This window comes from Phytohabitans aurantiacus (genome assembly GCF_027923225.1).
In the GTDB taxonomy this organism is placed as follows: domain Bacteria; phylum Actinomycetota; class Actinomycetes; order Mycobacteriales; family Micromonosporaceae; genus Phytohabitans; species Phytohabitans aurantiacus.
The window spans coordinates 29,252-55,935 of record NZ_BSDI01000076.1 but is presented as its reverse complement, the minus strand read 5'-3'; the positions used below and the strand labels follow the sequence as shown (position 1 = coordinate 55,935).

Annotated in this window: 25 protein-coding genes; 11 read left to right on the top strand and 14 right to left on the bottom strand. The window is 71.2% G+C overall.

The window, feature by feature from the left end; translation table 11 throughout:
* Positions 1 to 758 precede the first annotated feature (758 nt).
* Positions 759 to 1,592 (bottom strand): undecaprenyl-diphosphate phosphatase, encoded by an 834-nt coding sequence (locus QMG73_RS42020; protein WP_281905137.1) that lies wholly within the window; start codon positions 1,590 to 1,592, stop codon positions 759 to 761.
* Positions 1,589 to 2,641 carry an LLM class F420-dependent oxidoreductase gene (locus QMG73_RS42015; protein ID WP_281905136.1) on the bottom strand — a complete coding sequence of 351 codons (1,053 nt, stop codon included), beginning with the start codon at positions 2,639 to 2,641 and terminating at the stop codon, positions 1,589 to 1,591. The genes QMG73_RS42020 and QMG73_RS42015 overlap by 4 nt, the downstream gene beginning before the upstream one ends.
* Before the next feature lie 101 nt (positions 2,642 to 2,742).
* On the opposite strand from QMG73_RS42015, the gene QMG73_RS42010 reads away from it, so the two are divergent.
* On the top strand, positions 2,743 to 3,714 hold the full coding sequence (locus QMG73_RS42010) for an aldo/keto reductase (protein WP_281905135.1): 972 nt from the start codon (positions 2,743 to 2,745) through the stop codon (positions 3,712 to 3,714).
* 33 nt (positions 3,715 to 3,747) lie between these two features.
* On the top strand, positions 3,748 to 3,939 hold the full coding sequence (locus tag QMG73_RS42005) for a DUF5703 family protein (protein WP_281905134.1): 192 nt from the start codon (positions 3,748 to 3,750) through the stop codon (positions 3,937 to 3,939).
* Here the strand turns inward: QMG73_RS42005 and QMG73_RS42000 are convergent.
* The 3 genes from QMG73_RS42000 to QMG73_RS41990 form a co-directional block, all read right to left on the bottom strand.
* Positions 3,936 to 4,628, bottom strand: coding sequence for a hypothetical protein (locus QMG73_RS42000; RefSeq protein ID WP_281905133.1), 693 nt, complete (start codon positions 4,626 to 4,628; stop codon positions 3,936 to 3,938). The genes QMG73_RS42005 and QMG73_RS42000 overlap by 4 nt on opposite strands.
* A 144-nt stretch (positions 4,629 to 4,772) precedes the next feature.
* Complete coding sequence (locus tag QMG73_RS41995) at positions 4,773 to 6,077, bottom strand: M20/M25/M40 family metallo-hydrolase (RefSeq protein WP_281905131.1); 1,305 nt, start codon at positions 6,075 to 6,077, stop codon at positions 4,773 to 4,775.
* 9 nt (positions 6,078 to 6,086) lie between these two features.
* Positions 6,087 to 6,914: a GDSL-type esterase/lipase family protein gene (locus QMG73_RS41990; RefSeq protein ID WP_281905130.1), complete on the bottom strand. Its 828-nt coding sequence runs from the start codon at positions 6,912 to 6,914 to the stop codon at positions 6,087 to 6,089.
* 122 nt (positions 6,915 to 7,036) lie between these two features.
* On the opposite strand from QMG73_RS41990, the gene QMG73_RS41985 reads away from it, so the two are divergent.
* The 7 genes from QMG73_RS41985 (at position 7,037) to QMG73_RS41955 (ending at position 13,600) form a co-directional block, all read left to right on the top strand.
* Positions 7,037 to 7,624: a hemerythrin domain-containing protein gene (locus QMG73_RS41985; protein ID WP_281905129.1), complete on the top strand. Its 588-nt coding sequence runs from the start codon at positions 7,037 to 7,039 to the stop codon at positions 7,622 to 7,624.
* Positions 7,625 to 7,725: 101 nt separating this feature from the next.
* Positions 7,726 to 8,748, top strand: coding sequence for a LysR family transcriptional regulator (locus QMG73_RS41980; protein WP_281905128.1), 1,023 nt, complete (start codon positions 7,726 to 7,728; stop codon positions 8,746 to 8,748).
* 12 nt (positions 8,749 to 8,760) lie between these two features.
* Positions 8,761 to 9,123 (top strand): NYN domain-containing protein, encoded by a 363-nt coding sequence (locus tag QMG73_RS41975; RefSeq protein WP_281905126.1) that lies wholly within the window; start codon positions 8,761 to 8,763, stop codon positions 9,121 to 9,123.
* A gap of 58 nt (positions 9,124 to 9,181) precedes the next feature.
* Positions 9,182 to 9,442 carry a hypothetical protein gene (locus QMG73_RS41970; protein WP_281905124.1) on the top strand — a complete coding sequence of 87 codons (261 nt, stop codon included), beginning with the start codon at positions 9,182 to 9,184 and terminating at the stop codon, positions 9,440 to 9,442.
* Between the two features lie 14 nt (positions 9,443 to 9,456).
* Entirely contained in the window at positions 9,457 to 10,341 is an 885-nt protein-coding gene (locus QMG73_RS41965) for a hypothetical protein (RefSeq protein ID WP_281905122.1), read from the top strand.
* On the top strand, positions 10,334 to 12,952 hold the full coding sequence (locus tag QMG73_RS41960; protein ID WP_281905120.1) for an FtsK/SpoIIIE domain-containing protein: 2,619 nt from the start codon (positions 10,334 to 10,336) through the stop codon (positions 12,950 to 12,952). The genes QMG73_RS41965 and QMG73_RS41960 overlap by 8 nt, the downstream gene beginning before the upstream one ends.
* Positions 12,953 to 13,600 carry a hypothetical protein gene (locus tag QMG73_RS41955; protein ID WP_281905118.1) on the top strand — a complete coding sequence of 216 codons (648 nt, stop codon included), beginning with the start codon at positions 12,953 to 12,955 and terminating at the stop codon, positions 13,598 to 13,600. It abuts the gene before it with no gap.
* A gap of 60 nt (positions 13,601 to 13,660) precedes the next feature.
* Here the strand turns inward: QMG73_RS41955 and QMG73_RS41950 are convergent, their stop codons facing one another.
* From QMG73_RS41950 to QMG73_RS41940, 3 genes are all read right to left on the bottom strand, one after another.
* The gene (locus QMG73_RS41950; protein WP_407676932.1) at positions 13,661 to 14,842 is read right to left on the bottom strand and encodes a cupin domain-containing protein; all 1,182 of its coding nucleotides are present in this window, start codon (positions 14,840 to 14,842) and stop codon (positions 13,661 to 13,663) included.
* 73 nt (positions 14,843 to 14,915) lie between these two features.
* Complete coding sequence (locus QMG73_RS41945) at positions 14,916 to 15,200, bottom strand: BatC protein (protein WP_281905113.1); 285 nt, start codon at positions 15,198 to 15,200, stop codon at positions 14,916 to 14,918.
* Between the two features lie 221 nt (positions 15,201 to 15,421).
* The gene (locus tag QMG73_RS41940) at positions 15,422 to 16,444 is read right to left on the bottom strand and encodes a LacI family DNA-binding transcriptional regulator (RefSeq protein WP_281905112.1); all 1,023 of its coding nucleotides are present in this window, start codon (positions 16,442 to 16,444) and stop codon (positions 15,422 to 15,424) included.
* A gap of 191 nt (positions 16,445 to 16,635) precedes the next feature.
* On the opposite strand from QMG73_RS41940, the gene QMG73_RS41935 reads away from it, so the two are divergent.
* Together QMG73_RS41935 and QMG73_RS41930 are read left to right on the top strand one after the other, a co-directional pair.
* Positions 16,636 to 17,697 (top strand): endo-1,4-beta-xylanase, encoded by a 1,062-nt coding sequence (locus QMG73_RS41935; protein ID WP_281905111.1) that lies wholly within the window; start codon positions 16,636 to 16,638, stop codon positions 17,695 to 17,697.
* The gene (locus QMG73_RS41930) at positions 17,694 to 19,193 is read left to right on the top strand and encodes a glycoside hydrolase family 43 protein (protein WP_281905109.1); all 1,500 of its coding nucleotides are present in this window, start codon (positions 17,694 to 17,696) and stop codon (positions 19,191 to 19,193) included. The genes QMG73_RS41935 and QMG73_RS41930 overlap by 4 nt, the downstream gene beginning before the upstream one ends.
* A 579-nt stretch (positions 19,194 to 19,772) precedes the next feature.
* Here the strand turns inward: QMG73_RS41930 and QMG73_RS41925 are convergent.
* From QMG73_RS41925 to QMG73_RS41900, 6 genes are all read right to left on the bottom strand, one after another.
* A complete protein-coding gene (locus tag QMG73_RS41925) occupies positions 19,773 to 20,864 on the bottom strand; it encodes a hypothetical protein (protein WP_281905107.1) in 1,092 nt (363 codons plus the stop codon).
* 200 nt (positions 20,865 to 21,064) lie between these two features.
* Positions 21,065 to 21,736 (bottom strand): response regulator transcription factor, encoded by a 672-nt coding sequence (locus QMG73_RS41920; protein WP_281905105.1) that lies wholly within the window; start codon positions 21,734 to 21,736, stop codon positions 21,065 to 21,067.
* The gene (locus tag QMG73_RS41915; protein ID WP_281905104.1) at positions 21,733 to 23,040 is read right to left on the bottom strand and encodes a sensor histidine kinase; all 1,308 of its coding nucleotides are present in this window, start codon (positions 23,038 to 23,040) and stop codon (positions 21,733 to 21,735) included. Before QMG73_RS41915 ends, QMG73_RS41920 begins: the two co-directional genes overlap by 4 nt.
* 101 nt (positions 23,041 to 23,141) lie before the next feature.
* Complete coding sequence (locus tag QMG73_RS41910; protein WP_281905102.1) at positions 23,142 to 23,942, bottom strand: carbohydrate ABC transporter permease; 801 nt, start codon at positions 23,940 to 23,942, stop codon at positions 23,142 to 23,144.
* 134 nt (positions 23,943 to 24,076) lie between these two features.
* Positions 24,077 to 24,967, bottom strand: a complete 891-nt coding sequence (locus tag QMG73_RS41905) for a carbohydrate ABC transporter permease (protein WP_281905100.1) — start codon at positions 24,965 to 24,967, stop codon at positions 24,077 to 24,079.
* Positions 24,968 to 25,196: 229 nt separating this feature from the next.
* Positions 25,197 to 26,495: an extracellular solute-binding protein gene (locus QMG73_RS41900; RefSeq protein ID WP_281905099.1), complete on the bottom strand. Its 1,299-nt coding sequence runs from the start codon at positions 26,493 to 26,495 to the stop codon at positions 25,197 to 25,199.
* Positions 26,496 to 26,684 lie beyond the last annotated feature (189 nt).

The window sequence follows — 26,684 nt, the reverse complement described above, 5'->3', positions numbered from 1 at the left end:
ACCCGCCTACACCTCGGCGGCTACCAAACCCCACTACCCGGCCGCAACTCTCCCACCTGACCCACACATCAGACAGGAGAGCCGAATGCACGCGGTTGGATCTCTTTTCCGCGTGCGTTCGCCCTTGATCCATGCGAATGTCCTTGATCGACGTCGTCGATCTAAGGGCTCAGGCACCGGTCCGACCCGAGCGCGGCGGCGCTCGGCGCCGCCCACCGACCAGGTTGTCCCGATCCGCGCAGCTGACCTCCCGGGCTGTGAACGTTTATGGCTGCTGGAGCAGCCATAAACGTTCACAGCCCGTCGCGGACGACGACCTTGACATGCCGCGCGCCCACCCAACGACGTAGTCCTGTTGATCGGCGACGCCGGCCGGCTGCGAGCGCTGGGTACCCACCCGCCCGCGTCGGACGGCCGTCAAGATCGACGGATGCCACAAGAACAGGGAAAACGCGGCCTCAACCTCGCCCGGACAGCACGAAAACCCTGAAGATGCTGTATTTACGTGCCGGAGCGATGGGCACCAGCGCGCCGTGCGATCGGGGGCTGGGTGGGGGTCGGTGCGGGCGCCGCGAGGGGCGCGGCCGACGGCCGCGATCAAGGGCATTCGCATCGATCAAGGGCGAATACACGCGGAAAGAGATCCAACCACGTGCATTCGCCCTTGATCGGCGGGCAAAGGGCGGCGCGAGCGCCGCATGGAGCGCAGCGCGCGGACCGGAAGGCGGGGCGCGGACAGGGAGCGGGGCGCGGGGCTGTCAGGTGGCGGTGATTGTGCCGGCGATCAACAGGCACATCACCAGGCTGCCTAGGGCTACGCGGTAGAGGACGAAGGCGTACAGGGTGTGGTGGGCGACGTAGCGGAGTAGCCAGGCGATGGACGCGTACCCGAGTCCGAAAGCGATCACCGTCGCCACCACCATCTGCGCGACCGACGGCGTCAGCCCATCGCCGCTTTTGTCGAACACGTCGGGGATGCTGAACAGGCCGGACATCACGACAGCCGGGATGGCGAGCAGGAAGGAGTACCGGGTCGCCGCCTCGCGGGTCAAGCCCAGAAACAGGCCGGCCGTCAGGGTGCCGCCCGAACGGGATACGCCGGGGATCAGCGCCATCGCCTGCGCGAAGCCCATGACGACGCCGTCCTTCAGCGTGAAGCGCTCGATCGTCCGGGTCTGCCGGCCCCAGTACTCGGCGACGGCCAGCACCAGCGCGAAACCCGCCAGCATGATCGAGACTAGCCACAGGTTGCGGGCCGCCGACCGGATCTGATCCTTGAACAGGAAGCCGAACAGGCCGATCGGGATCGAGCCGATGATGACGTACCAGGCCATCCGGTAGTCGAGCGAAGAGCGTACCGACCGGTCCCAGATTCCCACGATCCAGGTCTTGGTGATTCTGAAGATGTCCTTGGCGAAGTAGACCAGTACGGCGGCCTCGGTGCCGAGCTGGGTGACCGCCGTGAACGACGCGCCCGCGTCTTCACCGAAGAAGATCGCCGACGTGATGCGCATGTGCGCCGACGAGCTGACCGGAAGGAACTCCGTGAGGCCCTGGACGATGCCCAGAACGATGGCCTCGAGCCAGCTCACTCCCCCACTCCGGCGAGGTCCAGCGCCTCGGCCACGGTTCGCAGAGTCTGGACGCCGGTGTCGCGGTCCGCCACGAAGAGGGTCACCGACAGGGTGGTGACGCCGGCCTCGGCGTACTCCCGAAGCCTGTCCGCGATGCGCTCCTTTGGTCCGAGCAGTGAGGTGCGGTCGATGAACTCCATCGGCACCGCCGCGGCGGCGTCGCGCTGCCGCTTGGCCAGGTAGAGGTCCTGCACCTCGCGCGCGGCGTCGCCGTAGCCCATGCGGGTGGCGAGCTGGTTGTAGAAGTTCTGCTCGCGGCTGCCCATGCCGCCGATGTAGAGGGCGGCGTACCAGCGGACCAGCTCGGCGCAGGAGGTCGGGTCGTCACCGACGACGACCGGGACCGACGGGACCACGTCGAAGCCGTCCAGTGGGAGCCCAGCGCGAGCGCGGCCGGCGGAGATCGAGGCGAGCTGCTCGGCGGCGCTGTCCGGTGCGAAGAAGATGGCCAGCCAGCCGTCGGCGATCTCGCCGGCCAGTTCCAGGTTCTTCGGGCCGACGGCCGCGAGGTAGATCGGGATGTGCTCGCGCGGTGGGTGGAAACCCAGTCGCAGCGCCTTGCCCGGACCGTCGGGCAGCGGCAGCGTGTAGTGCGCGCCCGAGTACTCGACCGGCTTGCGGCCGATGGCCAGCTTGAGGATGTCGACGTACTCCCGGGTGCGCGCCAGGGGCTTGGCGAAGCGCACGCCGTGCCAACCTTCCGACACTTGCGGCCCGGAGACACCCAGCCCGAGCCGGAACCGGCCGCCGGAGAGCGCGTCGATCGTCGCCGCCGTCATCGCGGTGGCGGCGGGCGTACGCGCCGGGATCTGCATGACCGCGCTGCCCACGTCGATCCGCTCGGTCTGCCCGGCGATCCAGGCCAGCATGCTCGGTGAATCGGAGCCGTACGCCTCCGCCGCCCAGACCACCGAGTAGCCCAACCGGTCGGCCTCCTGGGCGAGCGCCAGGTGGTCGGCGGGTGTGCTCCACGCCGTCTGGTAGCCGAGGCTCAGTCCAAGCCGCATGTCCTCCCCCAACCTCCCCTAGACCTCCCACGGGGTCGCACCAGGGTACGCAATCCATATGGCCCACTGGACAGTGACACGGCGTTGAATAAGGTTCACCCATGCAGCAGCGACCGCTCGGGCGCAGCGGGCTGGCGGTGTCCAGGCTCGCGCTCGGCACCATGACCTGGGGCCGGGACACCGACCCCGACGACGCGGCCGCGCAGCTCAAGAGCTTTCTCGACGCCGGCGGCAGCCTCGTCGACACCGCCGACGTGTACGCCGACGGCGAGGCCGAGGCCGTGATCGGCTCGCTGCTGGGCACGCTCGTGCCCCGCGAAGAGGTGCTGATCGCCACCAAGGCGGGCCTGCGCCCAGGCTTCGGCCGCCGCCGCGACGGGTCCCGCGGTCACCTGCTGCGCAGCCTCGACGCGTCACTGCGCCGGCTCGGCACCGACCACGTCGACCTGTGGCAGGTGCACGGGTACGACCCTGACACCCCCCTTGAGGAGACGCTGACCGCGCTCGACCACGCGGTGGTCAGCGGCCGGGTCCGGTACGTCGGGGTGTCGAACTTCTCCGCCTGGCAGACCGCCCAGGCGGCCACCTGGCAGGCCGCGTTTCCGGGCCGGGCGCCGATCGTGGCGACGCAGGTCGAGTACTCGCTGCTGGAGCGTGGGATCGAGCGCGAGGTACTGCCCGGCTGCACCGCGCTGGGGTTGGGCGTGCTGCCGTGGTCGCCGCTCGGTCGCGGGGTGCTGACCGGCAAGTACCGCCACGGCCGCCCCGCCGACTCGCGTGCCGCCTCGCCGCACTTCGGCCCGTTCGTGGCGCCGTACCTGGAGCCGCGCTGTTCCAGCATCGTCGAGGCGGTCGCGACGGCGGCGTCCGGGCTGGGCGTGTCGCCGCTGGAGGTGGCCCTCGCGTGGATCCGCGACCGGCCGGGTGTGGTCGCCCCGATCCTCGGCGCGCGCACGGTGGGTCAGCTCCTGGGCGCGCTCCAGGTTGAGGAGATGACCCTTCCGGCGGAGATCACCCAGGCTCTGGACGATGTGTCCGCTATTCCGGTGGGTTATCCCGAGCGGGAAGGCTAGCGCAGCCCTACGAGGGTGGGCACTATAGGGCACATGGACTACGAGTACGCGCCGCTGCGGTTACCACCGAATGTCGACCGGCTGACCGCGACGGCGCAACTGGCGATCCAAGCGGAGTTCTCCGGTTGGGAGTTGGCCCGGGTGCGGCTGTTTCGCGACGGGACGCGGCAGGTGATGCTGCGCCGTCGGGTAAACAATCAGCCGCAACCGGGCCTCTCGTATTAGGAACGAGCCTCCAGCTCTTCTTCCTCGTCGTCCTCTGAGGGGTCGAGCGCGAGGTACGGGTGCTCGTCGAGCCGGCCGACGAGCCGGTCTTCGCTGCCCGGCTGGAACGGCCCGGTGGCGTCGGTCTCCTCGAACGCCTCCAGATCGAGCGCCTCGTCGACCTCGCTGACCATCACGACCCCGTCGAGCGGCTCCAGCTCCGGGATGTCGAGCGCACCCAGCGAGCCGTCGCCCGCCTGCAGCAGCTCGAGCACCGCGTCGCCGACACCGGTGACCGGCTCGGACTCCTCTTCCTCGTCGTCGGGCAGACCCGACCGGCGGGCCGCCTCGGCGACTCGGACCAGCGCGGCCACGCTCGGCACGCGGTAGTCGCGGCGCTGGCGTACCGAGATGACCTGCGGGTGCGGATCGAGGGGCTCCTCGCCGTCGACGCCACCCAGCCCCACACCGAACCGCTCGTCGGCCTCGTCGGGGTCGATCGACTCCACGTCCCACGGCGTGACCTCGCCGAACGCGTCGAGCAGCAGCTCGTCGTACTCGAACGAGGCGTTGTTGAGGTTGACGTACGCCTGCCAGACGTCGTCGTCGTCGATGCGGCCCTCGGCGGCCTTGACCGCCACGAGGTGGCTACGCGCCGCTTCTATCACCCGTTCCAGGGCGGCGTCGAGATCCGCGTGCTGGTCGGTCATGCGCCGCCTCCCGCAGTCGGCCCGGAGTCGAGGGAGCGTAGCGACCGAGCGCAGGGTCGGCTACAGGGAGGCACAAGGGGCGCATGACCCGCGCGTGCGGAGCGCGCGCCAGTTGGCTCGGTCATGGTTATCGAAGGTCCCTTCTTAGGCGTTTCGGAGAAAGCGGTCGAGCACTCGCACGCCGAACTGTAGCCCCTCAACTGGGACGCGCTCGTCAATGCCGTGGAACAACGCGGAGAAGTTCAGGTCGGCGGGCAGCCGCAACGGGGCGAAACCGAAGCAGCGGATACCCAACCGGTTGAACGCCTTGGCGTCGGTGCCACCCGAAAGCATGTACGGCACGGGGCGGGCGCCCGGGTCTTCGGCCCGTAGGGCGTCGGCCATCGCGTCGACCAGCGCGCCGTCGAAGGTGGTCTCCAGGGCGGGCTGCCGGGTCACGTGCTCGATCTCCAGGTCGGGGCCGATCACCTCGCGGAGCTGCTCCAGGAAGAGCTCGGCCTGGCCGGGCAGGGTGCGGCAGTCGATGGTCGCCGAGGCGCGGCTGGGGATGACGTTGTCCTTGTACCCGGCGGCGAGGCGGGTCGGGTTGGCGGTGTTGCGGATGGTCGCGCCGATGAGGTTGGCGATCGGCCCGAGCTTGCTGATCGCGAGCTCGGGGTCGTCCGGGTCGATCTCGATGCCCAGTACGTCGCCGATCTCCTCGAGGAAGGCGCGGACCGTCGGGGTGACCACGATCGGGAAGCGGTGCCGCCCGACCCGGGCGACCGCCTCGGCGAGCGCGGTCACCGCGTTGTCGTCGTGCACCATCGAGCCGTGGCCGGGCCGCCCCTTGGCGTGCAGGCGCAGCCAGTTGATGCCCTTCTCGGCGGTCTCCACGAGGTACAGGCGCAGGTCGCTGCTCACCGTGTACGAGAAGCCGCCGACCTCGCCGATCGCCTCGGTGCAGCCGTCGAGCAGGTCGCGGTGGTTGTCGACGAGGAAGTGCGCGCCGTACTCGCCGCCGGCCTCCTCGTCGGCCGTGAACGCCAGCACGATGTCGCGCGGCGGGCGGACGCCGGTGCGCTGCCACTCCCGCACCACGGCGAGCACCATGGCGTCGAAGTCCTTCATGTCGATCGCGCCGCGGCCCCACAGGAACCCGTCGCGCAGCTCGCCGGAGAAGGGGTGCACCGACCACTCGCTGGCCTCGGCCGGTACGACGTCGAGGTGGCCGTGCACGAGCAGCGCCGGCCGGGTGGGGTCGCTGCCGGGGATCCGGGCGACCAGGTTGGCCCGGCCGGGCGCGGACTCGTGCAGTTCCGCGTCGACGCCCACCTCGCTCAGCTGGGCGGCGACGTACTCCGCGGCCAGCCGCTCACCGGCGCTGGTGGCCAGGTCGCCGGTGTTGGTGGTGTCGATGCGCAGCAGGTCACGGCAGATGTCGACGACCTCGTCGACGGCGGTTCTCATGCATTCTTCTTACCAGCCGAACCCGGCCTGGTAGGAAACCGAGGCCAGCACCGCCTGCCCGCTGGCGTTGGGGTGGAAGTAGTCCCAGCCGGAGACCTGACTGAGCGTGAACGGGTACCCGAACACCGCGTTGCCGTCGAAGTCGCAGTTCGGCCCATAAGCCGCGCAGGCGGCGGCCAGCTGGGTGTTGTAGTCGATCACACGCTGGCGTACCCGATCCCGCCGCGCGTTGTCCTCGGCGGTCGTGGAGGTCGGGTTGGCCAGCATGGACTGGCAGATGCTGAGCAGCCGCCACGCGCCACGGGCGAGGACGTTGCCCTTGCCGACCTCCCACAGGCGCTTGATGTCGGGGATGCTGATGACGAGGACGCGAGCCTGCGGCAGGCCCGACTTGAGGGTGCCCAGGGCCGCGTCGATCCGGGTGCGAAACGTCGACACCGGCGTCATGGCGGCCTCGCTGCTCGCGCACGCGTCGTTGGCGCCGATCAGGATCGTGACGTAGTCGACGCCCTGCCCGACGGCGGTGGCGGCCTGTCCGGCCATGTCGGCGGCGGTCGCCCCGGAGCGGGCGTCGTTGTGGTTGCGCCCCGCGATGGCCGGGTTGACGGCCAGAATGCGCTGGTAGTGGCTGTTGACCGAGGCGGTGGTGCCGGTGCTGAACGAGCGCGACGGGCAGTCGACGTAGAACCCGCACGAGTTGAACGCGCGGGTGATCGAGTCGCCCAGGCTCGCCATCGACGAGGGGACGGGTGCCGCGGCTGAAGCCGCCTGCGGCGCGATCAGCACGGCCGCGAGGGTGGCGGCCAGAACGGCAGGCAGGCGACGCGGGAGTGGCATGGGTACACCTCCGTTGCGAGGGGAGCCGGAGTTGCTGGGGTATTCAGACGGTAATTGTGTCGTCACACTGTGCACAACCGTTTCCACGTTTTCCACATCCGCAAAGGGGGTATCCAGGCGAAATGTGGCTACCACCGACACCCGCCGGGGTGACCTGGCGTCCGGGTGGGCGGAGCGTGGTCGAGGTGCTCACGGAAGAGCACGCGACGATCGCCGAACTGTGCGAACGGCTCGGCGATCCCGCGATCACGCCCCACCGGCGCCGCGAGATCGCCGACGTACTGGCGGCCACCGTGTCCCGCCACCTGTCCGCCGAGGAGCAGTACCTGTACCCGGTGATCCGGAAAACACGCGGACCCGACGCCGTCGATCGCGAGATCGCGGCCGCGCGGACCTTGCGTCGCGCCCTGCGGCGCCCCGGCCCGGAGGTCACCCGCGGGCTTCGGGAGCACGCCGCGTCAGTGGAGGGGATGCTGGCCGCGCTCGCGGCGACCACACCGACCGACGAGTTGATCCGGCTCGGAAATCGCGTGGAGATCGCCGAAGAGGCCGCGCCGACCCGCCCGCACCCGAAAGCGCCCGCCACGCCGCCGTGGAACAAGATCGCGGATCCGGCACTCGGGGTGCTTGACCGGCTACGGGACGCATTCACGGGTCGCCGGACGCGCCCAAATGACCTTGATGCCCGGCGTGAGGATCGGCTCTTTTGATCAAGCCGTTAACCGATCGGTTACAACCTACCTGGCCTTTGGGGGACCTTTCACAGCCCGAAGGACTTCCGGTGATCCCACGTTGGTCCTACCGTCACGCTATGAACCTGGAGCTACGCCACCTCAAGGTCGTCGTCGCGATCGCCGAAACCGGCAGCGTGACCAAGGCGGCCTCGCAACTCGGGTTAGCGCAACCAGCGCTGACCGCGCAGCTCCAGCGGATCGAGCGCACGCTCGGCGGGCCCCTCTTCGAGCGCGACCGGCGCGGAGCCCGCCCCACGGCGCTCGGCGAGCTGGTGCTGGCCAGGGCCAGGGTGTTGCTGCCCGCGATGAAGGGCTTACAGGACGAGGCCGCGCGCCTCGCCGGTACCGGCGACACCATGAGCCGGTACCGGGTCGGCGGCGCCAACAGCCCGATCGTCGGCGGCCTGGTGCACCGGCTGGCCAACGCCGAGCCGCAGGCGCAGATCAGCACCTACGCCTCCTGGTACGCCGACGAGCTGGCCCAGATGGTGCTCAGCGGCCGCCTCGACTACGTGCTCGTCGGGGTCTGCGGCGACGCGGCGCCGTCGGCCGCGCACGGGCTGGCCTGGCGGGTCGTGGCGGTCGACGCGGTGTTCGTGATGCTGCCCGCGCAGCACCCGCTCGCCGAGGTCAGCGAGGTGCCGCTGGGCGACCTCGCGGAGGCGCAGTGGGTCGGCGCGCCCGGCGACGGATGCTTCGCGGACTGCTTCGCCGCGGCGTGCGCGCGGTCGGGGTTCACGCCGCGCAAGCTGTACGAGACGGACATCCGGGGCTGCATCGACATGGTCGAGTCGGGTGAGGCCGTCGCGCTGTGCCAGGCGACGTTCCGGCCGTTGCCGGGGCTGGTCACGCGGCCACTGGTAGGCGTGCCGCTGCGCTGGCGGCTGCTGCTGGGCTGGCACCCGGACACGCTCGCGGCCAAGTTCGCCGACGACGTGCTCGGGCACGCGGTGGCCGCGCACGGAGACATCGTCGCGCGCGCCCCGCTGTACCAGGAATGGCTGCGCAGCCACCCCGCCTTCGGCTCGTCGGCGCCCATCGACCCCGCGCTGCCCGTCCTGTCGGACCTGCCCGACGAAGAGTCCGCCGTCACCTCATGACCCTGCTAGCGCATGATTGACCTGCTCATCGTCGACGGGGCGAATGTGGTCGGGTCGCGGCCCGACGGCTGGTGGCGCGACCGGGCCGGTGCGGCACGGCGGCTGCGGGACTCGCTGGCAGCGTCGTTGGAGGCGCTCGACGCCCGCGAGGTCGTCCTCGTCGTCGAAGGCGCGGCCCGCGGTGTCGAGTCCACGGACGGCGTGCGGGTGGTCTCCGCCAAGGGGTCGGGCGACGACGCCATCGTCGACCTGGTCCGCGAAGAAGGACAAGGCCGGCAGGTCGTCGTGGTCACCGCCGACCGTGGGCTGCGCGAACGGGTGACATCGCTCGGTGCGAGCGTGAAAGGGCCACGATCAATACAGACACCGGGGTGAGAAACGCCCGCCGCGCCTATGATGGAATGGCGGCTTCCCACCCCCAGGAGGTCCCCCCGTGGCGAGCGTCGCCGAGGTCAAGTCGGCCATCGATGCCGCGATCCAGCAGGTGAGCGAGGGCCAGGCGGCGGTGCACACGGCGAACGAGAAGATCGCCGAAGCACAGCAGAGCCTGGCAGCGGCCCTGGACGGCAGCGGCCACGACGCGGTGAGCAGCGCGCACGCCTCGCTGCAACAAGCGATCATGGAACTCGACGACTGCCTCGCCGCGACGCAGGCCGCGGTGGAGCAAGCCCAGGCGTACGTCGCGGCGCTGTAGAAACGGCCGGGGCCATGTCGCTGATCCAGGAACTGGGGGCCCGGGTCCGGGCAACCTCCGACGACCTTCCACTCGGTCTCGTCACGGCCGCCGTCGAGCGGTTGCGGCTCGCCGGTGAGTTGTTGATGTGGGTACGCCAGACGTCCGGCAACCCCATGGGCGTGCCGCAGCTCGCCGGGGCGCTCGAACACGCCGAGCAGGCCGCGCAGGCGGTACGGGTGGCGCAGGACTCGCTCCTGGCGTACCTGACCGCGCTCGGCCTGACACACGAGGGCTCGGCTGCCCCCGACGGTGCCTGGCGTGCCGGCCTGGCCGCCGAGGGTGACCGGGTGGCACCGCCGAGCTCGGCACCGCCACCGCCGCTCGGCCAGTGGTGGGGGCAGCGGGTCTCCGAGCTGACCGGTAACTCGGCAGACGCCGCGCGGGCGGAGCCGACCGAAAACGCCGCCACCGAGGGCGCCGACCTGATGCGCCGGGTGGCCGCCGGGGTACGCGCGAGCGACCGCGACCGGCTGCGCCGCGAGCTCGCCGGGGTGGCACCGCCGATCGGGCTCGGCATGTCGGCGCTCGCCCCGCCGGTGCTGCACCGGCTGGCCAGTGACCTGCTGCGGCACCTACCCGGCCCCGACGACCTGCCGGTCCTCACCCGCGAGGCCGGACCGCGGGTGCGCGACCTGCTCCCCGGGTTGCCTCCCCCGGTGCTCGACACGCTGCTCGCGCGGGTGTGCCGGGTGCCACTCGCGGAGCGCGCCCAGGGCGAGGCCGAGCCGCATCCGGCCGACTCCGCCGTTGCCAGTGGCGTGCTCACCGGCGTACTGCTGCAGCTGCTGCACCGCGAGCCCGACTCGCTCGATCCGCACGCGCCTGAGCCGGTTCAGCAGCCGGAAAACAATGCCTGACCGGCGGACCGCCGTCGTCGTCGAGGTCCGCGCGCGGCTCGCGCGCGCCCGGGCGGCCGCGAGGGTGCGGCTCGACCGCGCGACGTCCGAAGTGGAGGCCGCGCGGGCGCGGCTGGCCCGCACCCGCGAGATCGCCCGGCAGCGGCCGGCGCGGGCCGCCGCCGAACGCGACCGGCGGGTCGCCGAGCTCGGCGAGCGGCACGCCACCGGCCTCGCCGAGCTGGCACAGCGGGCCGCCGTCGACGGCGCGCTGGCCGCGCCCGGCGCGGCCGGCGAAGCGTGGGAGGGCTGGCACTGGGCGCCGGCGGCCGGCGGCGAGCCGGCCGGGCCGCTGCGCGTCGGCGAGGTGCGGATCGCGGGCGCGCCGCCGGTGCCGGCGCTCGTGCCGCTCCTCGACCACGGGCACATCGCGCTCACCGGCGATCACCCGGACGGCATCGTCAGTACCGTGCTGCTGCGCGCGCTCGGCCGCACGCGGCCCGGGCAGGTGCGGCTGACCGGGTACGACCCGGAGCGGCTGGGCGGCGGGCTGGCCGGATTCGCGCCGCTGGCACCGGCGGGGCTGCTGACCTTCGTCGGGCCGGGCGGGCTGACCGCGCTCCTCGACGAGCTGGTCGAACACATCCGGCGGATCAACGAGAACGTGCTCGCCGGCGACTACGCGTCGCTGCGCGAGATGGCGGCTGCCAGCGGCAAGCGGCCGGAGCCATGGCGGGTGGCGGTGCTGCTCGGTGGGGCACACGGCGGTCTCCTCGGCGGCGACGAGCTGTCGCGGCACGAACGGGCGCAGCTCGACCGGATCGTGCGGGCCGGCGCGGCGTGCGGCGTCCACCTGATCGTCCACGGCATCCCGCTCCCAGGTGTTCTGACCATCTCCTCGGACGGGTCGGTGTCGGAATGGGGTTCCCTGCCGGTGCACCTCGACCGGCCGCCGCCCGCCGAGCTGGTGACCGCCACGTGCCGGCGGCTCGCCGAGCGGTACGCCACCGGTCCCACCCCCTCGTCCTTCCCCGACCTGCTGCCCACCGAGATCTGGACGGAGAACTCGGCCGCCGGCCTGACCGCGCCCGTCGGCGACAGTCCCGAGGGGCGCACGGTCGGCGTCACGCTCTCCGACTACCCGCCGCACGCGCTGATCGCCGGCCCGTCCGGCACCGGCAAGACCAACCTGATCTACGCCTGGATGGGCGCGCTCGCCGCCCGGTACGACCCCGACGAGCTGGAGTTCTACCTGCTCGACTTCAAGGAGGGCGTGTCGTTCGCGCGGTTCGCGCCGGGGCAGCGCGATCCGAGCTGGCTGCCGCACGTCCGGCTGGTCGGCGTCAACGTCAACACCGACCGGGAGTTCGGCCTCGCCCTGCTGCGCTTCCTCGGACGCGAGCTGCGGCGCCGGGCCGACGCCGCCAAGCGGTACGAGGTGACAAAGCTCGCCGAGCTGCGGGCCGAGGACCCTGAGGGACGCTGGCCACGGATCGTCGCGGTGATCGACGAGTTCCAGGTGCTGCTCTCCGGTCGCGACGCGCTCGCCCAGGAGGCGGCCAACCTGCTCGAAGACCTCGCGAGGCGCGGGCGGTCGCAGGGCATCCACCTGATCCTCGCCTCGCAGGACGTGTCCGGTATCGAGGCGCTGTGGGGGCGGCCGGCGCTGGTCGCCCAGTTCACGCTGCGGATCGCGCTGCCCAAGGCGCGGCGCATCCTCGCCGAGACCAACCCGGCGGCCGAGAACCTGCCCCGCCACCACGCGGTCGTCAACGCCGACTCGGGCGCCCTCGACGCCAACCAGATCGTCCGGATACCGGCGGCCGGTGACCGGCGGGTCTGGGGCGATCTGCAGCACCGGCTGTGGCGCGAACGCCCGGTGTCGCTCGGCCCCCCGCGGCTCTTCGACGGCGACGCGGTCCCACGGTTGTCCTCCTTGGTCATCGACGGCCCGGCGCCCGTCGCGGTGCTCGGTGAGGCGATCGACGTACAGGCGCACGCCGCGCGGCTGCCGCTGCCCCGCAGCCCGGGCCGCAACCTCGCCGTCATCGGCACCCAGGTCGAGGAGGCGTGCGCGGTACTCGGCGCCGCCGCCTGGTCGCTGGCGCAGCAGCACGCCCCCGGCACCGCGCGCTTCTCGGTCGCCTGCCTCGACGCCGACGCCGCCACCACCGCCCGATGGCTGCGCGATGTGTTGCCCGCCGACACCGGCTGGTACGACGAGGAGGAGCTGGCCGAGGCGCTCTCCACCTGGCAACCCGACCCGGCGCTCCCCCACTACGTGGTCCTCTTCGCCGCTGACGCCGCCGCGACCCGGCTCGCGGTGAAGGCACCCGGCGGCTCGGGGCACGACCACCTGCGCCGGCTGCTCAACACCGGTCCCGAGCGGCGCACCCACGTACTCGGCTGGTGGCGTGGCGTGGGCCGCCTCCGCGACACCCTCGGCGGCCCCGGCTCGCGCACCGACTCCATCGGCGCGTGGGTGGCTCTCGACGTGCAGGGCAGCGACCTCACCGGCTTCTACCCCGGGCAGGGCGGGCCGGTCTGGTACCCGCGACCGTGGCGAGCTCTCTACTTCGACCGGGCCAGGCACCGCACCCCGGAGGTCATCATCCCGTACGGACTGTCCTAAATGGCGTACGAAGAAGCGATGGCGCGCCTCGCCAGCCGGTACGCGAGCGTCGACGCGCGCCGGGCCGAGGCCGACGACTGGTACGAGCGGCAGGTGGCCGCCGCGGCACGCGCCGAGGGCGAGGCCGAAGCCGCCCTGGCCGCCGCCGAGACCGAGCTGGCCGCGGCCCGCGCCCTCGTCGACCGGATCGACCACGAGGCCGAGGAGCTGTGGAGCCGCACGGTACGCCGCCTGGGCACCGCCGCCAGTCGTCACGGTGGCGTCCCGGAGGCGGTGACCCTGGCGAAGGGCGAGTCCTACAACCCCGACCAGGTCCTCGAGGGCACCCGTGACCTGCTCGACAAGGCGTGGCGCCCGGGCAAGATGGCCGCCAAGGCGTACCCGCTGCTCATGCTGTGGAGCGCGCTCGGCGCGGCGGTCGCGTTCGGGTTGCGGGAGGCGGCGCGCTGGGCCGGCCGCGAGTACGGCGGCGACCTGGCCGTGGGCCTGCCCGTGCTCGCCCTGGTCGTCACCATCATCGGCCCGCTGGCCGGCCTGTGGCCCGCGAAGGTGGTCGCCGACCACCGCCACGTGACCCTCGACCCGACCACGATCGCGGTGGTGGTGGCCACCGGCCTGATCACCCTGACCGCGCTCCTCCTGATCTAGTAAGTGATCAGGGCGTCCCTCAAGCTGCCCTAACGACTTGAGGGACGCCCTGATCACGGTTCAGGCGGGGATCAAAATGGATTCGCGTAACAGGCGGCGGGCTAGAACCAGGCGGTCTTCGGTGTCTAGGCCGGGGAGGTCGCCTACGCGGGACACGCCGCCGGACAGCAGGGCGCGCACCGCGATCGCGCACTGGCCGGGCAGGCTCAGCGTGCGGTCGAAGACCCGCAGCGAAACCCGATCGGCCCCCTCCGGCATGAGCTGCCAGCGCAGTCCCGGACGGGGTGCGACGCGGGTGTCGAGGTCGAGGGCGTCGATCGCCGCCGCCTGGCGCAGCGGCCGGATCGGGGCGGGTCGGGCCGCGGGCCAGGCGCGGGCGCGGAGCAGGTCGGCGACCGCCGCCGGAGACGCGGTGTCGAGCCAGTCGCGCAGCGCCTTCACGGTCTCGGTCAGCTCGGGCGCGATCTGGTCGGCGTCGGCCACGTCGAGTCCGAAGGGCAGGCCACCGCGCAGCGCCGGCTCGCCGGCCGCCAGCGCGAGGAGGGCCTCCACAATGGAGTACCGGGTCAGCGCGCGCACGCCGACCGTCAGGTGCAGCGAGCGGACGCCCTCCGCCGAGGCGCTGTGCAGCCAGCCGCGCGGCAGGTAGAGCGCGTCGCCGGGTGACAGTACGGCGTCGATGGCGGGCGGGCCGTCGGCCACGGCGGCCACCTCGTCGGCGTGCCCGCCCCACGGCTGGCGTTCGAGCGGATCGCGGACCACCGGCTCGTGTACCCGCCAGTGCTTGCGCCCGTCGACCTGCAGCACGAAGACGTCGTGCGTGTCGTAGTGGGTGGCGAAGCCCTGGTTGCCAGCGGGTGTCAGGTACGCGTTGACCTGAAGGGGCTGCCCGAGTTGGGTACCCAGCTCGTTGGCGAAGTCCAGCAGGGGCGGCCAGATCCGGTGCAGGCCCTGCAGCACCAGGGTGGCACCGTCGGCGTACAGGCTCAGGACCCGCTCGTCGAGCACCTGGTCACCGATCTCCGCGCCCGCGCCGCCACCACCCGTGTACCGGCCAGCCGGCACGACCTGGCCGTCCTTGGCCACCCGCAGGAACGGGGTGCGCAGGCCGCGCCGGCTCAGCAACTCGTCGACGTCGTCGGGGCTGAGCAGGTCGTGGAAGCCCTGCCCGCCGAGCGAAGACGCGCGCGACAGCAAGGGTGTCCGTCCCCAGTGGACAGCCGCGAACCTGGTCGGTGGCATGGCCACGCAGCGGGTGAGGGCCGGACGGGTCCCACCGTCCGGCCCGCTCGTACCGGTCACCGGTACCCGATCATCAGTTGTCGGAAGCGCCGCCGTCGGCGCCACCGTCAGTCGCGGCGGGGTTCGCTCCGCCGTCGGCGGGCCCTTCGCCCGAACCGGACGCGCCCGAGCCGGCGCCGCCGTCCGCGCCGCCGTCGACGCCCGCCGGGTCGGCACCGCCGTCCGCGGGCCCTTCCGCCGTGCCAGCGCCACCGTCCGCGCCGCCGTCCTGGCTCGCGGGATCCCCGCCGCCGTCCGCCGGCCCTTCCTCGCCCAGGCCCGTGCCGCTGGTGCGGATGTCGTCATCGTCGAGTCTCATGATCGCCCCTCCAGGTGTGGAACGTGCGGCAATCCAGTACCCGAAGGCGCCCTCGGCAAACCACGCAAATGGGGCGCGGCGTGAGGGCTGGGCAGTCCTTCACGCCGCGCCGGTCCAGGGTGCGGTCGATCGACGGAGATCCTCAACATCGTCGATGGAAGCGTTCCCAAGTATCGATGTCTCGGAGCTGACCGTCAATGCGTTCCGGAAATTTGTCGGAACTACCGATCCACGAGTGGTGCGGTGCTGTCGCGGATGACCAGGTCGGTCGCCAGCTCGACCCGCGGCGTCTCGACCGGCTCGCCCTGCGCCAGCCGCAGGACGGTGCGCGCGGCGAGCAGCCCCATCTCGGTCAGCGGCTGCCGCACGGTCGTGAGCGGCGGCGACGACCAGCGCGCCTCGGGCAGGTCGTCGAAACCGACCACGCTGACGTCGTCGGGGACCCGCAGGCCCACCTGCCGCACCGCCTCGTACGCCCCGAACGCCATCTGGTCGCTGGAGGCGAAGATGGCCGTGGGCCGCTCCTCCAGTGCCAGCAGCGCCCGGGCGCCCTCCAGGCCCGACTCGTGGTAGAAGTCGCCCGGCTGGATCAGCTCGTCGAAGAGCGGGATGCCCGCCGCCTCCAGCGCGGCGCGGTAGCCGTCGAGCCGGGCCCGGCTGCACAGCATCGACGGGCTGCCGGCGATGAACCCGATCCGGCGGTGCCCCAACGAGATCAGGTGCTCGGTGGCGCGCAGGCCGCCGGTCCAGTTGGTGGCGCCGATCGTCGGGATGTCGAGGGTCGGCACGCCGGCCGGGTCGACGAGCACCATCGGCACGTTGAGCCGGCGCAGCTCGGCGTGCACCGGCGGAGCGAGGTCGCTGGCGACCAGCACGACGCCGTCGGTGGCGCGGGTGCGCAGGTTTTGCAGCCACTGCCGCGTCGAGGCGGTGCGCCGGTGGATCGCGGAGACCACGGTGCCGACGCCGGCGGCGTGCGCCACATCTTCGACACCGCGGATGATCTCGACCGCCCACGGGCTGTCCAGATCGTTGAAGACCAGGTCGATCAGGCTCGCGCTGACCCTCGGGCGGGCGGCGCGCCGCCGGTACCCATGCCGTCGCAGCAGCTCCTCGACCCGCTCCCGGGTCTGCGGCGCCACGTCCGATCGGCCGTTGAGCACGCGGGACACGGTCGGCACCGACACGCCGGCCTCGCGGGCGATGGCCGTGATCGTGATTCTGCGACCTTCGTCGACCGTCACGTCAGCTCCTTCGTCAAGGATGTCAGCGTACCGACCGAAAGGCTTTCGGATCGAACGCGCCCCACGAGACACCCATCTTTGCCCCATCGACGGGGTTGACGGACCCGCTTTTGGAGCCATAGCGTTCCCATCAAGTTACGGAACTGTTCCGGAAGCATGTCTTCGATGAGAACGTATCCGAAGGGAATTCTATGAAGGTGACTCGCGCGGTCGCCGGCACCGCCATCGCCGCGGCCCTTCTCCTCACCCTCAACCCCACCAGTGCCGTCGCGGCGGCCGACACGGGCCTCCGCGACGCCGCCAAGCACACCGGCGTCCGCATCGGCACCGCGGTCGACATGGCCGCGTTCAACGCCGACACCACCTACCGCGACGCCATCAACCGCGAGTTCAACTCGGTCGTGGCCGAAAACGTCATGAAGTGGGGCGAGATCGAGAAGGAGCGCGGCGTGCTCAACTTCGCCGCCGCCGACCAGCTCGTCGACTCCGCCCGCGCCAACGGCCAGCAGGTGCGCGGGCACACCCTGCTGTGGCACAACCAGCTCCCGGGCTGGCTCACCGCCGGCGTCACCTCCGGGGAGATCGACGCGGCCGAGCTGCGCCAGATCCTCAAGCGTCACGTCTTCGAGGTCGCCGGGCACTTCCGCGGCCGGATCGTCGCGTGGGACGTCGTCAACGAAATCATCGACGACAATGCCCAGTTGCGCGACACGATCTTCCTGCGGCTGCTCGGGCCCGGGTACATCGCGGACATGTTCCGCTGGGCCCACCAGGCCGACCCCAAGGCAAAGCTGTACCTCAACGACTACAACGTCGAGGGCATCAACGCCAAGAGCACCGCGTACTACGACCTCGTCAAGCAGCTCAAGGCCGACCGGGTGCCGGTGCACGGCTTCGGGATCCAGGGCCACCTCGGTGTCCAGTACCCGTTCCCGAACAACGTGCTCGACAACGTGCGGCGCTTCGAGAAGCTCGGCCTCGACACGGCCTTCACCGAGGTCGACGTGCGGATGCCGATGCCGCCCGACGCGACGAAGCTCCAGGCACAGGCGTACGCGTACAGCGCGCTGCTCCAGGCGTGCCTGCTCGCCCAGCGATGCGTATCGTTCACCGTCTGGGGGTTCACCGACAAGTACTCCTGGGTACCGGGAGTCTTCAACGGCCAGGGGGCAGCGAACCTCCTGGATGAGAACTTCATACCCAAGCTTGCATATGATGCAGTGAAGACGACCTTTACGCTCGGAGGGCGATGATCGGCAGGTACGCCAACCCCGTCATCGCCGGGATGCACCCCGACCCGAGCATCTGCCGGGTCGGGGAGCACTACTATCTCGCCTGCTCCAGCTTCGAGTACTTCCCCGGCGTACCGATCTTCCACAGCCGCGACCTCGTCCACTGGGAGCTGATCGGCAACGCCCTCGACCGCCCCAGCCAGCTCCCGCTCGACAACGCGCCGTCGTCCGGTGGCGTGTACGCGCCGACCCTGCGGCACCACGACGGCCGGTTCTGGCTGATCACGTCGAACGTCCCGCACGGCGGCACGCTGCTCGTCACCAGCACCGACCCGGCCGGGCCGTGGTCCGAGCCGCGCACGCTGCCCGGCATCCACGGCATCGACCCCGACCTGACGTGGGACGACGAGGGCAACTGCTGGTGCACGTACGCCGGCATCGAGCAGGTGCGGATCGACCCGGCCACCGGCGAGTCGCTGTCACGACCACGCCGGATCTGGGCGGGCACGCCGGGTGCGCAATGGCCGGAGGCGCCGCACCTCTACAAAATCGGCGACCTCTGGTACCTGCTCATCGCCGAAGGCGGCACCGAACGCGGCCACGGCATCTCGGTCGCGCGTGGACCGTCGCCGAACGGGCCGTTCGAGCCGTGCCCCGGCAACCCGATCCTCACCCACCGCAGCACCGACCAGCCGATCCAGAACACCGGCCACGGCGACCTCGTACAGGCGCACGACGGCTCGTGGTGGATGGTGTTCCTGGGCACCCGCCCGCGGGGCGGCACACCCGGCTGGCACACGCTCGGCCGGGAGACGTTCCTCGCGCCGGTCGCGTGGGTCGACGGCTGGCCCGTCATTGACGACGTCGCCCCCGAGATGCAGGCCGACCTGCTGCCGCAGCACCCGTTCCCGGAGCCGCCCGCCCGCGACGACTTCGACGGCGCCGACCTGCACCCGCGCTGGATCTCCGTACGCTCGAGGCCCGGCGCCACCTGGTCGCTCAAGGACCGCCCCGGCTGGCTCACCCTGCACGGCCGCGGCGGCTCCCTCGACGACCCGGCCGTATCGTTCATCGGCCGCCGCCAGGAGCACCTGTCCTGCCGCGTCCGCGCCCTGATCGACGCGTCAGCGGGGCGCGGCGGGCTCGCGGTACGCCTCGACGAGCAGCACCACTACGAGATCGAGGCCGGCGACGGCGAGGTCTGCGTCCGCGTCCGCATCGGCCCGGTCGTCCAATGGCGAACGGCACGGCCAGAGCCCACCGGTCCGGTGGTGCTGCGGATCGAAACCCAGGCGTCCGGCCCCAGCCCCGACCACCCGCGCCAGGAGCCAGACGTGGTACGACTCGGCTTCGAGTCCAGCGACGGCCGCTTCGTGGTCCTCGACGAACTCGACGGCCGCTACCTGTCGACGGAGGTCGCGGGCGGCTTCACGGGCCGCGTGATCGGCATGTACGCGGCGGCGGGCACGATCCGCTTCGACTGGCTCAGCTACGACCCAACCCCCGACACCCCCTAACGCTCCGCGCCCCGCCGGCACGCGCGGCCGCCGCCAGGCGCCATTTCCGTCGATCAAGGGCGAACGCACGTGGTTGGATCTCTTTCCGCGTGTATTCGCCCTTGATCCATGGAGATGTCCTTGATCGGCGACATCCGTGAGGCGGTCCGGCGCCGCGGCAAGGCAGATCACCCGCGCGTGCCCGGCGGGCACCGCTAGGCGCCGACGCTTGACCGGATTGCCGGTTACGCACCGCGGGCCACCTGGACTGTGTGCATCTGTTGTAGCTATAGCTACAACAGATGCACACAGTCCGATACACCGCCCGCCGCCCAGCGCACAGAGGCGCGCGCTGCGCAGGGATGTGGCGGCGCGCGGTTTCCAACCGTCCGTCTAGCAGCGCCCACCGATCAAGGCCATCCCCGCCGATCAAGGGCGAACGCACGTGATTTGATCGCGAAACCACGTGCGTTCGCCCTTGATCGGCGGAGATAGCGCCTGCCGGCGGGGAGCGCCGGCCGCCGGGAGGGCGGGCCGCGCGAGGGCGGGCCGCGCGAGGGCGGGCCGCGCGAGGGCGGGCCGCGCGAGGGCGGGCCGGTGTTAGTGGGCTGTGGGAGCGGGGGTGGCGGGGGCCGTTGCGGCCGGGGCGCAGGCGGGACATTCCGGGCGTCGGCGCAGGTAGTAGGCCAGCGTCGCGGCCGCGAGTGCCGGACCCCACGCCGGCCACAGCGCCATCGGCGCGACCAGCAGCGCACTGTCGCCGGCCAGCTTCGCGAACGCGCCCGCGCTGGCAAGCCCGAGGCTCGCCGAGGTGACGAAGACCGCGACGATCGTCGCCGGCACCACAGCCAGCTTCACGGGTACCGGCCGACCGGCGAACCCGATCATCCAACGTGGATACACCTCGCCCCAGCGCTGCACGAGTCCCAGCGTCAGCACCGCGCCCGCCAGCGCGAACGCGCCCAGCCCCGCGCCCGCCCACACCACGGCGTCCCCGCCGAACTCCTCCCGGTGCGCGTCCGACAGTCCGAACAGTACCGCCGCCGCCCAGCCGAACCGGCTCACCGCGTACAGCGCGGGCACCCCCGCGGCGAGGTACGCCGCCCAGCGTCCCCACCGAGCCGCACCCTCCGGCGTCGTCCACTGTGGAGCCAACTTGCCACGCCCGCACCTTTCACACAGCCCGGCGCCACGGAACTGCCACACCAGCAACGCCCGTGCGAGCAACAGTCCACCGAGGACACACACCGCCATGTTCGCGACCGGCCACGTGATGATTTCGGAGTAGTCGACCGGCGGCCACCCGAAAGGCGCACCCAGAATCACCATCGGCGCGTACCCCGCACGGGTCAGCAGCCGCACATCCGGTACCACGACCAGAAGCGCGGCCACCACCGTCCACCCGAAGGCGAGGATCCCGGTGCGCGCGGCACCGCGTACGGCTGGGCGCCCGGTCGTCGCGAGCGCCGTGACCGCCGTCGCGAGCAGCACCGCCGCGAACAGTGGCGCCCCTACCGACGCGGGCATTCCCCGCAGCATGCTCGTCTCGCGCTCGCCGTCACCGGGTCCGAACGGGTATCCGCTCCCCGTGACCGTCCACACTAGAGCGACCGTGCCGTACAGCGCGGCCCACGCCGCCGCCGCACGCCCAGCCCAATCCGCTCGCCGCCCGGCGAGCGCCACCCCAGTCATCGCATGTCCTCCCGTAGATCGTGTCTCCACCACGATCCCGAGAGCCGGAGGCTCTCACCTCCCGGCGCGGAGTGACCCGCCTCCCCCGCCGGAGGGACCCGCCCCGCACGAGAAGGCCGGAGGGACCCGCCCCGCACGAGAAGGCCGGAGGGACCTGCCCCGCACGAAAAGGCCGGAGGGACCCGCCCTGCAAGACAAGGTCAGCCGGTCGGGGCGACGAAACCCGAGTCGTACGCGACGATCACGGCCTGGGTGCGGTCGCGAGCACCGAGCTTCGCGAGCACGTTGCCGACGTGGGTCTTCACCGTCTCGACGCCGATCACCAGATCCTCCGCGATCTCCGCGTTGGACAGACCCGCCGCCATCAGGCGCAGCACGTCGCCCTCGCGCTCGGTCAGCTTGGCCCGGCGGAGCCGGTCAGCGGCAACGCCGTCGCCAGCCGCACCCGAACCGCCGTACGCCGCCGCGAGTTGCCGGATCGCCACCGGGAAGAGGAGCGACTCGCCGCGCGCCACCACGCGGATCGCCTCGACGACCTCCTGCGGGCGGGCGCGCTTGAGCAGGAACCCGCTCGCACCGGCACGCAGCGCGTCGTACACGTGGTCGTCGTTCTCGAACGTCGTCACCACCAGTACGCGGGGTGGCTCGGGAGAGGTCGCGAGCAGGTGGCGGGTGGCCTGGATGCCGTCGATCCGGGGCATCCGGACGTCCATCAGCACCACGTCGGGGCGGAGCTTCGCCACGAGCGGCGGCACCTCAGCGCCGTCGGTGGCCTCACCCACCACACGCAGGTCGGGCTGGGCGTCGACGATCGCCCGCAGGCCGATCCGGATCAGCTCGTCGTCGTCGACGAGCAGCACGCTCGTGGTCACGGCCGCACCACCGATTCGAGTGGCAGCCGCGCCGCCACCCGCCAGGTGTCCTGGTACCGGCCAGCCGTCAGCTCGCCGCGCAGCAGCGTCACACGTTCCCGCATTCCCGCGAGCCCGCGCCCTCCACCCGGTTCGCCGGCCGCGTCGTCGAGCGCGTTGGTCAGGTCGATGTCGAGGCGCTCGGCGGTCACCGCGACCCGCAACGTGACCGGTACCCGGCCCGCGTGCCGTGCCGCGTTCGTCAGCCCTTCCTGCACGATCCGGTACCCCTCCCGGGAGATCGGGGCCGGCACGTCGCCGAGCCGGCCGGCGGTCTCGACCGCCACGTCCAGGCCGGCGGCGCGCGCGTCGCCGACCAGGCGGTCGAGGTCGGCGAGCGTCGGCTGCGGCGCCCGCGCCCGCTCTTCATGATCAGGGCGTCCCTCAAGTCGCTGTAACGACTTGAGGGACGCCCTGATCACGTTAGGGGGGAGGTCGTTTTCACGGAGTACGCCGAGCATGTGGTCGAGTTCGACCATCGCGCCGCGCCCCGTCTCCTCGATCGCGGCGAGCGCCTTGCGGGCGAACTCCGGGTCGGTGTCGAGCAGTTCGCGGGCGGCCGCCGCCTGCAGCGTGGTGACGGTGAGTGCGTGCCCGACCGAGTCGTGAAGCTCGCGGGCGAGGCGATTGCGTTCGGCGAGGCGGTCGGCGCGGGCTTCGAGGGCGGCGATGCGCTCCTGCGCCGACGGGCCGAGCAGCACCGGAGCCATCAGCGCGGCCAGGGCGCCGAGGCCGGCGATCGAGTACGCGAGGCCGATCAGCAAAGCCAGTCCCAGGCCGGTGAGGGCCCACGTATCGTGCTCGTCGAACGGGCCGATTCGCAGGCCGGCGGTCGCCTCCGGGGCAACGCCGAGGCGCTGCACGAGGAAGACCAGCGCCATCGGCAGCGCCACGATCAGGGCCGCGCCGACCGCGCCGCCGGCGAGCAGGTGCACGGCGTACCAGAGGGCGCCGCGGACGCGGGTCTCGCGGGTGGCGGCGCCGGGCGGCGGATCGGGCAGGTCGACGCCGAGCAGCGCGCGGGCGGCGGCGATCTCCAGGCTTCGGGTGCCGCTGAGGAACGCTGGTACGACGGCGATCAGCACCGCGGCGGCGGCGAGCAAGAGGGTCGCGGCCATCGGGGTGCCGGGATCGGCGAGCATCCGGGCGAACGCGAGCACGAGCAGCGCGTACGGCAGCAGGATCACGCCGCCGAGCAGCAGGTGAACCCCCCGCCGGTACGTGCTGCCGCGCACCAGGGGCGCGACGAGGCCGCGGACCGTCACGTGGCCCATTCTTGCAGGCCGCGCCGCGCGGCCTGCAGTGATCAGGGCGTCCCTCAAGTCGCCCTAACGACTTGAGGGACGCCCTGATCACGAAGAAGGGGTTAGCCCTTGGTGGCGCCGGTTGCTAGGCCGCCGATCAGTTGGCGTTCGGCTATCGCGTAGAAGCCCAGCGCCGGCACCATCGCCAGCACCACGTACGCCAGCACCTTCGCCGTGTCGTCCGAGTACTGGCCCTGGAACTGGCGCACGCCGATGGGCACCGTCCACCAGCTCGGATCGTTGAAGACCACCAGCGGGAGCATGAAGTTGTTCCAGCTCGCCACGATGGCCAGTACCGACACGGTCGCGAGTGCCGGCCGGGCCATTGGCAGCAGCACGCGCCAGAAGAAGCCGAACGGCGTGCACCCGTCGAGGGTGGCGGCCTCCTCGACCTCTGCCGGGATGGTCCGGAAGAACGAGCGCAGGATGATGATCGTCACCGGGAGCCCGAACGCGGCCTGCGGCAGGATCACGCCGAGCGGGTTGTTGAGCAGGCCGAGCGTGCGCAGCAGGATGAACAGCGGCAGGATCGCCACCGCGAAGGGAAACATCAGCCCGACCGCGAAGAGCGTGAAGATGAACTCGCGGCCCCGGAAGGCGAACCGCGCGAAGATGTACGCCGCCGCCGCCGACACTCCCACCACCACGACCGTCGTCGCCACCGCGATCAGCGTGCTGTTGAACAGCGGCCGCCAGAACTCCTCGGCCACCAGGATGTCGGTGTAGTTCGAGGTGACCCAGGGAGACGGCAGGCCGAACGGGTTGTTGGAGAGCTGCCCGTTGTCCTTGAAGCCGCCGAGCACCCCGAACGCTATCGGCACGATGATGATCGCCGCGATGACCAGCACCAGGGCGTGCAACACCAAAGAACGGACCCGGGCTGTGTTTCCTGGTTTGCTCGGTCGTGCGGCGCCTTTGGGCGACGCCTTCCCTCGCGCCGCGCGCGACTTCGTCGACGCGTCGCTCAGTCCAGGCGCCGCCGCGCCAACTCCCTCACTCACTTCTTGTCCTGCATGACGGTGATCGCTCCTTCGATGTCGCGGCGCATGATGAACCGCTGGTAGCCGAGCGCGAAGACCAGGCTGATGAGCAGCATGACGATGCTGGTCGCGCTCGCGTACCCGATGTCGGACCGCCGGAAGCCGTCGTTGAACATCGTCACCGCGAGCGTCTCGGACGCGTGCAGTGGCCCGCCGCCGGTGAGCACCCACACCAGGTCGAAGAGCTGGATGGTGCCGATGACGGCCAGGAAGATGCTGATGCGGATCGTCGGCCCGAGCAGCGGCAGCGTGACGTGCCGGAAAGCCTGCCAGCTCCCCGCGCCGTCGACCTGCGCCGCCTCGATCAGCTCGTTGGGGATGCTCTGCCGCCCGGCCAGGTACAGGATCATGTGGAACCCGAAGTACTTCCAGGTCATCACGAAGAACAGCGAGTACATGACGGTGTTGGGGTCGGACAGCCAGGTGGACCCGACGTCGTCGAAGCCGAACCACCCGAAGATGTGCTCGGCGAGGCCCCGGTTGGGCGAGAACACCATCGTGAACAGGACGCCGGTGATGACCTCGGAGAGCACGTACGGCACGAAGAACAGCAGCCGGTAGAAGCCACGACCGCGCAGTTTCTGGTTGAGCAGCATGGCGATGCCGAGCGAGAGCGGCAGCTGGATCAGCAGCGACAGCACGATCAGCAGGCCGCCGCGCTTCAGGTCACCGAGGAAGATGTCGTCGGTGAGCAGGCGCTGGAAGTTCTCCAGACCGATGAAGTCGGTGGGGCGGCCGCCCAGCCCGTTCCAGTCGAAGAAACTGGTGTACATCGCCAGCAGCATCGGCAGCAGCACCAGTACCCCGAAAAGCACCAGCGCGGGCAGCAGGAAAAGCGTGATGGTCAACCAACGGCGGCCCTGCCGTTTTTGACTCTTGACAGGCGCGGGCGCCGCGGCCGTCTGGGACGGCCGCGGCGCCGTGATCTGGTCAGCGCTGTGCGACATCGGTGATGGCCTGCGTTACCTTCTCCGGGCTCATCTTCCCGGCCATGAGCTGGGCGACGGTCTCGTTGACCTCCTGGCCGACCTNGCGGGCGCCGCGGCCGGCTGGGACGGCCGCGGCGCCGTGATCTGGTCAGCGCTGTGCGACATCGGTGATGGCCTGCGTTACCTTCTCCGGGCTCATCTTCCCGGCCATGAGCTGGGCGACGGTCTCGTTGACCTCCTGGCCGACCTCGGGCGCGTACGCCTGGTCGAGGTACAGCTGGAAGCCCGACGAGGATGCCAGGGTCTGCGCCACCGTCTTCGCGTTCGGGTCGGTGAGCGCGTCTTCGGCTCCCTTGACGACCGGGATGATCGCGCCGGTGGCCGCGGCCTTGCGCTGGTTGTCGATGCTCAGCAGGTTCTTGAGGAAGTCGACCGCTTCCTTCGGCGCGTCCTTGCCGATGGCGAAGCCGCCACCGCCGCCGAACGCGTCGGTCGCCGTGCCCTTGCCGCCGTCGACCGCGGGGAACGGGAAGAAGCCGAGGTTGTCGCCGAGGCCCTTGGGCTTGCCGGACGCCTCCGCCTGCACGCTCGGCGCCCACTGCCCCATCAGCTCGATGGCCGCCTTGCCGTTGCCGATGATCGCGGCCTGGCCGTCGGGGCTGCCGTACTCGGTGGCGAGGAACCCCTTTTGGAACGGCGCCAGGTCGACCAGCTCCTTGAGCCGCTGGCCGGCGGTGACGAACTCGGGCTTGTTGAAGTTGCCGTCCTCGCCTGCCTGCTTGAGCAGGTCCAGGCCCCCGATGCGCATGGACAGGTAAGCCCAGTAGTAGTGGCCCGGCCACTTGTCCTTGCCGGCGAGCGCGATCGGCGTGATGTTGGCCGCCTTGAGCTTGCGCACCGCGTCGAGCAGCTCGCCCCAGGTCGCCGGGGCCGCGGTGACGCCCGCCTGGGCGAAGAGCGCCTTGTTGTACCAGAAGCCGATCATGCCCTGGTCGACCGGCAGCGCGTATGCCTTGCCGTCGAACTCGTACGGACCCATGGCGACGTCGATCATGGTGCCGCGCACGTCGGCCGTGTCGCTGGTGATGTCCTTGACGAGGCCGGCCTCGACCTGCTGCTTCAGGACGCCGCCACCCCAGGTGTGGAAGATGTCCGGCGGGGTGCCCGCCTGCGTCACCGTGGTCAGGCGGGCCTTGTATGCCTCATTCTCCAACGGAGTGATCTTGATGGTCACGCCCGAGTGGGCCGACTGATATGCCTTCGCCATCGCGTCCCAGACCGGGAGCATCGGCTCAGTGTTCGCGATGTGCCACCACTCGACGGTCGCCGAGCCGCCCGAGCCGCCACCGTCGTCATCGCCGGAACAGGCGTTGAGGAGGACGGCACCGGCACCAAGGCCGGCCAGCCCCAGTATCGATCGTCGTGAGTAGTTTGTGGGGGTTGCCATGTGCAGTCCCTTCGATGAGGCTGGATGCCCGGAACTTTTCGGCCTCGACCCGATAATTCAAGGGTGATGTGGCGCACGCTACGACCGCACGAACTGGCGGTCAAGACCTATCGCCGCGCCAGGCCAAGCGTTACCGTAAGGCAACACAGCCACCCCGATGGGCACGGAATGTTCCGGAAACCTACCGGG

Excerpts from the sequence above, each read along its gene's own strand:
- QMG73_RS41960 (WP_281905120.1), top strand. The coding sequence starts at position 10,334 with ATGCCTGACCGGCGGACCGCCGTCGTCGTCGAGGTCCGCGCGCGGCTC.
- QMG73_RS42010 (WP_281905135.1), top strand. The coding sequence starts at position 2,743 with ATGCAGCAGCGACCGCTCGGGCGCAGCGGGCTGGCGGTGTCCAGGCTC.
- QMG73_RS41930 (WP_281905109.1), top strand. The coding sequence starts at position 17,694 with ATGATCGGCAGGTACGCCAACCCCGTCATCGCCGGGATGCACCCCGAC.
- QMG73_RS42005 (WP_281905134.1), top strand. The coding sequence starts at position 3,748 with ATGGACTACGAGTACGCGCCGCTGCGGTTACCACCGAATGTCGACCGG.
- QMG73_RS41955 (WP_281905118.1), top strand. The coding sequence starts at position 12,953 with ATGGCGTACGAAGAAGCGATGGCGCGCCTCGCCAGCCGGTACGCGAGC.
- QMG73_RS41965 (WP_281905122.1), top strand. The coding sequence starts at position 9,457 with ATGTCGCTGATCCAGGAACTGGGGGCCCGGGTCCGGGCAACCTCCGAC.
- QMG73_RS41980 (WP_281905128.1), top strand. The coding sequence starts at position 7,726 with ATGAACCTGGAGCTACGCCACCTCAAGGTCGTCGTCGCGATCGCCGAA.
- QMG73_RS41975 (WP_281905126.1), top strand. The coding sequence starts at position 8,761 with ATGATTGACCTGCTCATCGTCGACGGGGCGAATGTGGTCGGGTCGCGG.
- QMG73_RS41945 (WP_281905113.1), bottom strand. The coding sequence starts at position 15,200 with ATGAGACTCGACGATGACGACATCCGCACCAGCGGCACGGGCCTGGGC.
- QMG73_RS41995 (WP_281905131.1), bottom strand. The coding sequence starts at position 6,077 with ATGAGAACCGCCGTCGACGAGGTCGTCGACATCTGCCGTGACCTGCTG.
- QMG73_RS41950 (WP_407676932.1), bottom strand. The coding sequence starts at position 14,842 with ATGCCACCGACCAGGTTCGCGGCTGTCCACTGGGGACGGACACCCTTG.
- QMG73_RS42000 (WP_281905133.1), bottom strand. The coding sequence starts at position 4,628 with ATGACCGACCAGCACGCGGATCTCGACGCCGCCCTGGAACGGGTGATA.
- QMG73_RS42015 (WP_281905136.1), bottom strand. The coding sequence starts at position 2,641 with ATGCGGCTTGGACTGAGCCTCGGCTACCAGACGGCGTGGAGCACACCC.
- QMG73_RS41935 (WP_281905111.1), top strand. The coding sequence starts at position 16,636 with ATGAAGGTGACTCGCGCGGTCGCCGGCACCGCCATCGCCGCGGCCCTT.
- QMG73_RS41990 (WP_281905130.1), bottom strand. The coding sequence starts at position 6,914 with ATGCCACTCCCGCGTCGCCTGCCTGCCGTTCTGGCCGCCACCCTCGCG.
- QMG73_RS41925 (WP_281905107.1), bottom strand. The coding sequence starts at position 20,864 with ATGACTGGGGTGGCGCTCGCCGGGCGGCGAGCGGATTGGGCTGGGCGT.
- QMG73_RS41900 (WP_281905099.1), bottom strand. The coding sequence starts at position 26,495 with ATGGCAACCCCCACAAACTACTCACGACGATCGATACTGGGGCTGGCC.
- QMG73_RS41985 (WP_281905129.1), top strand. The coding sequence starts at position 7,037 with ATGTGGCTACCACCGACACCCGCCGGGGTGACCTGGCGTCCGGGTGGG.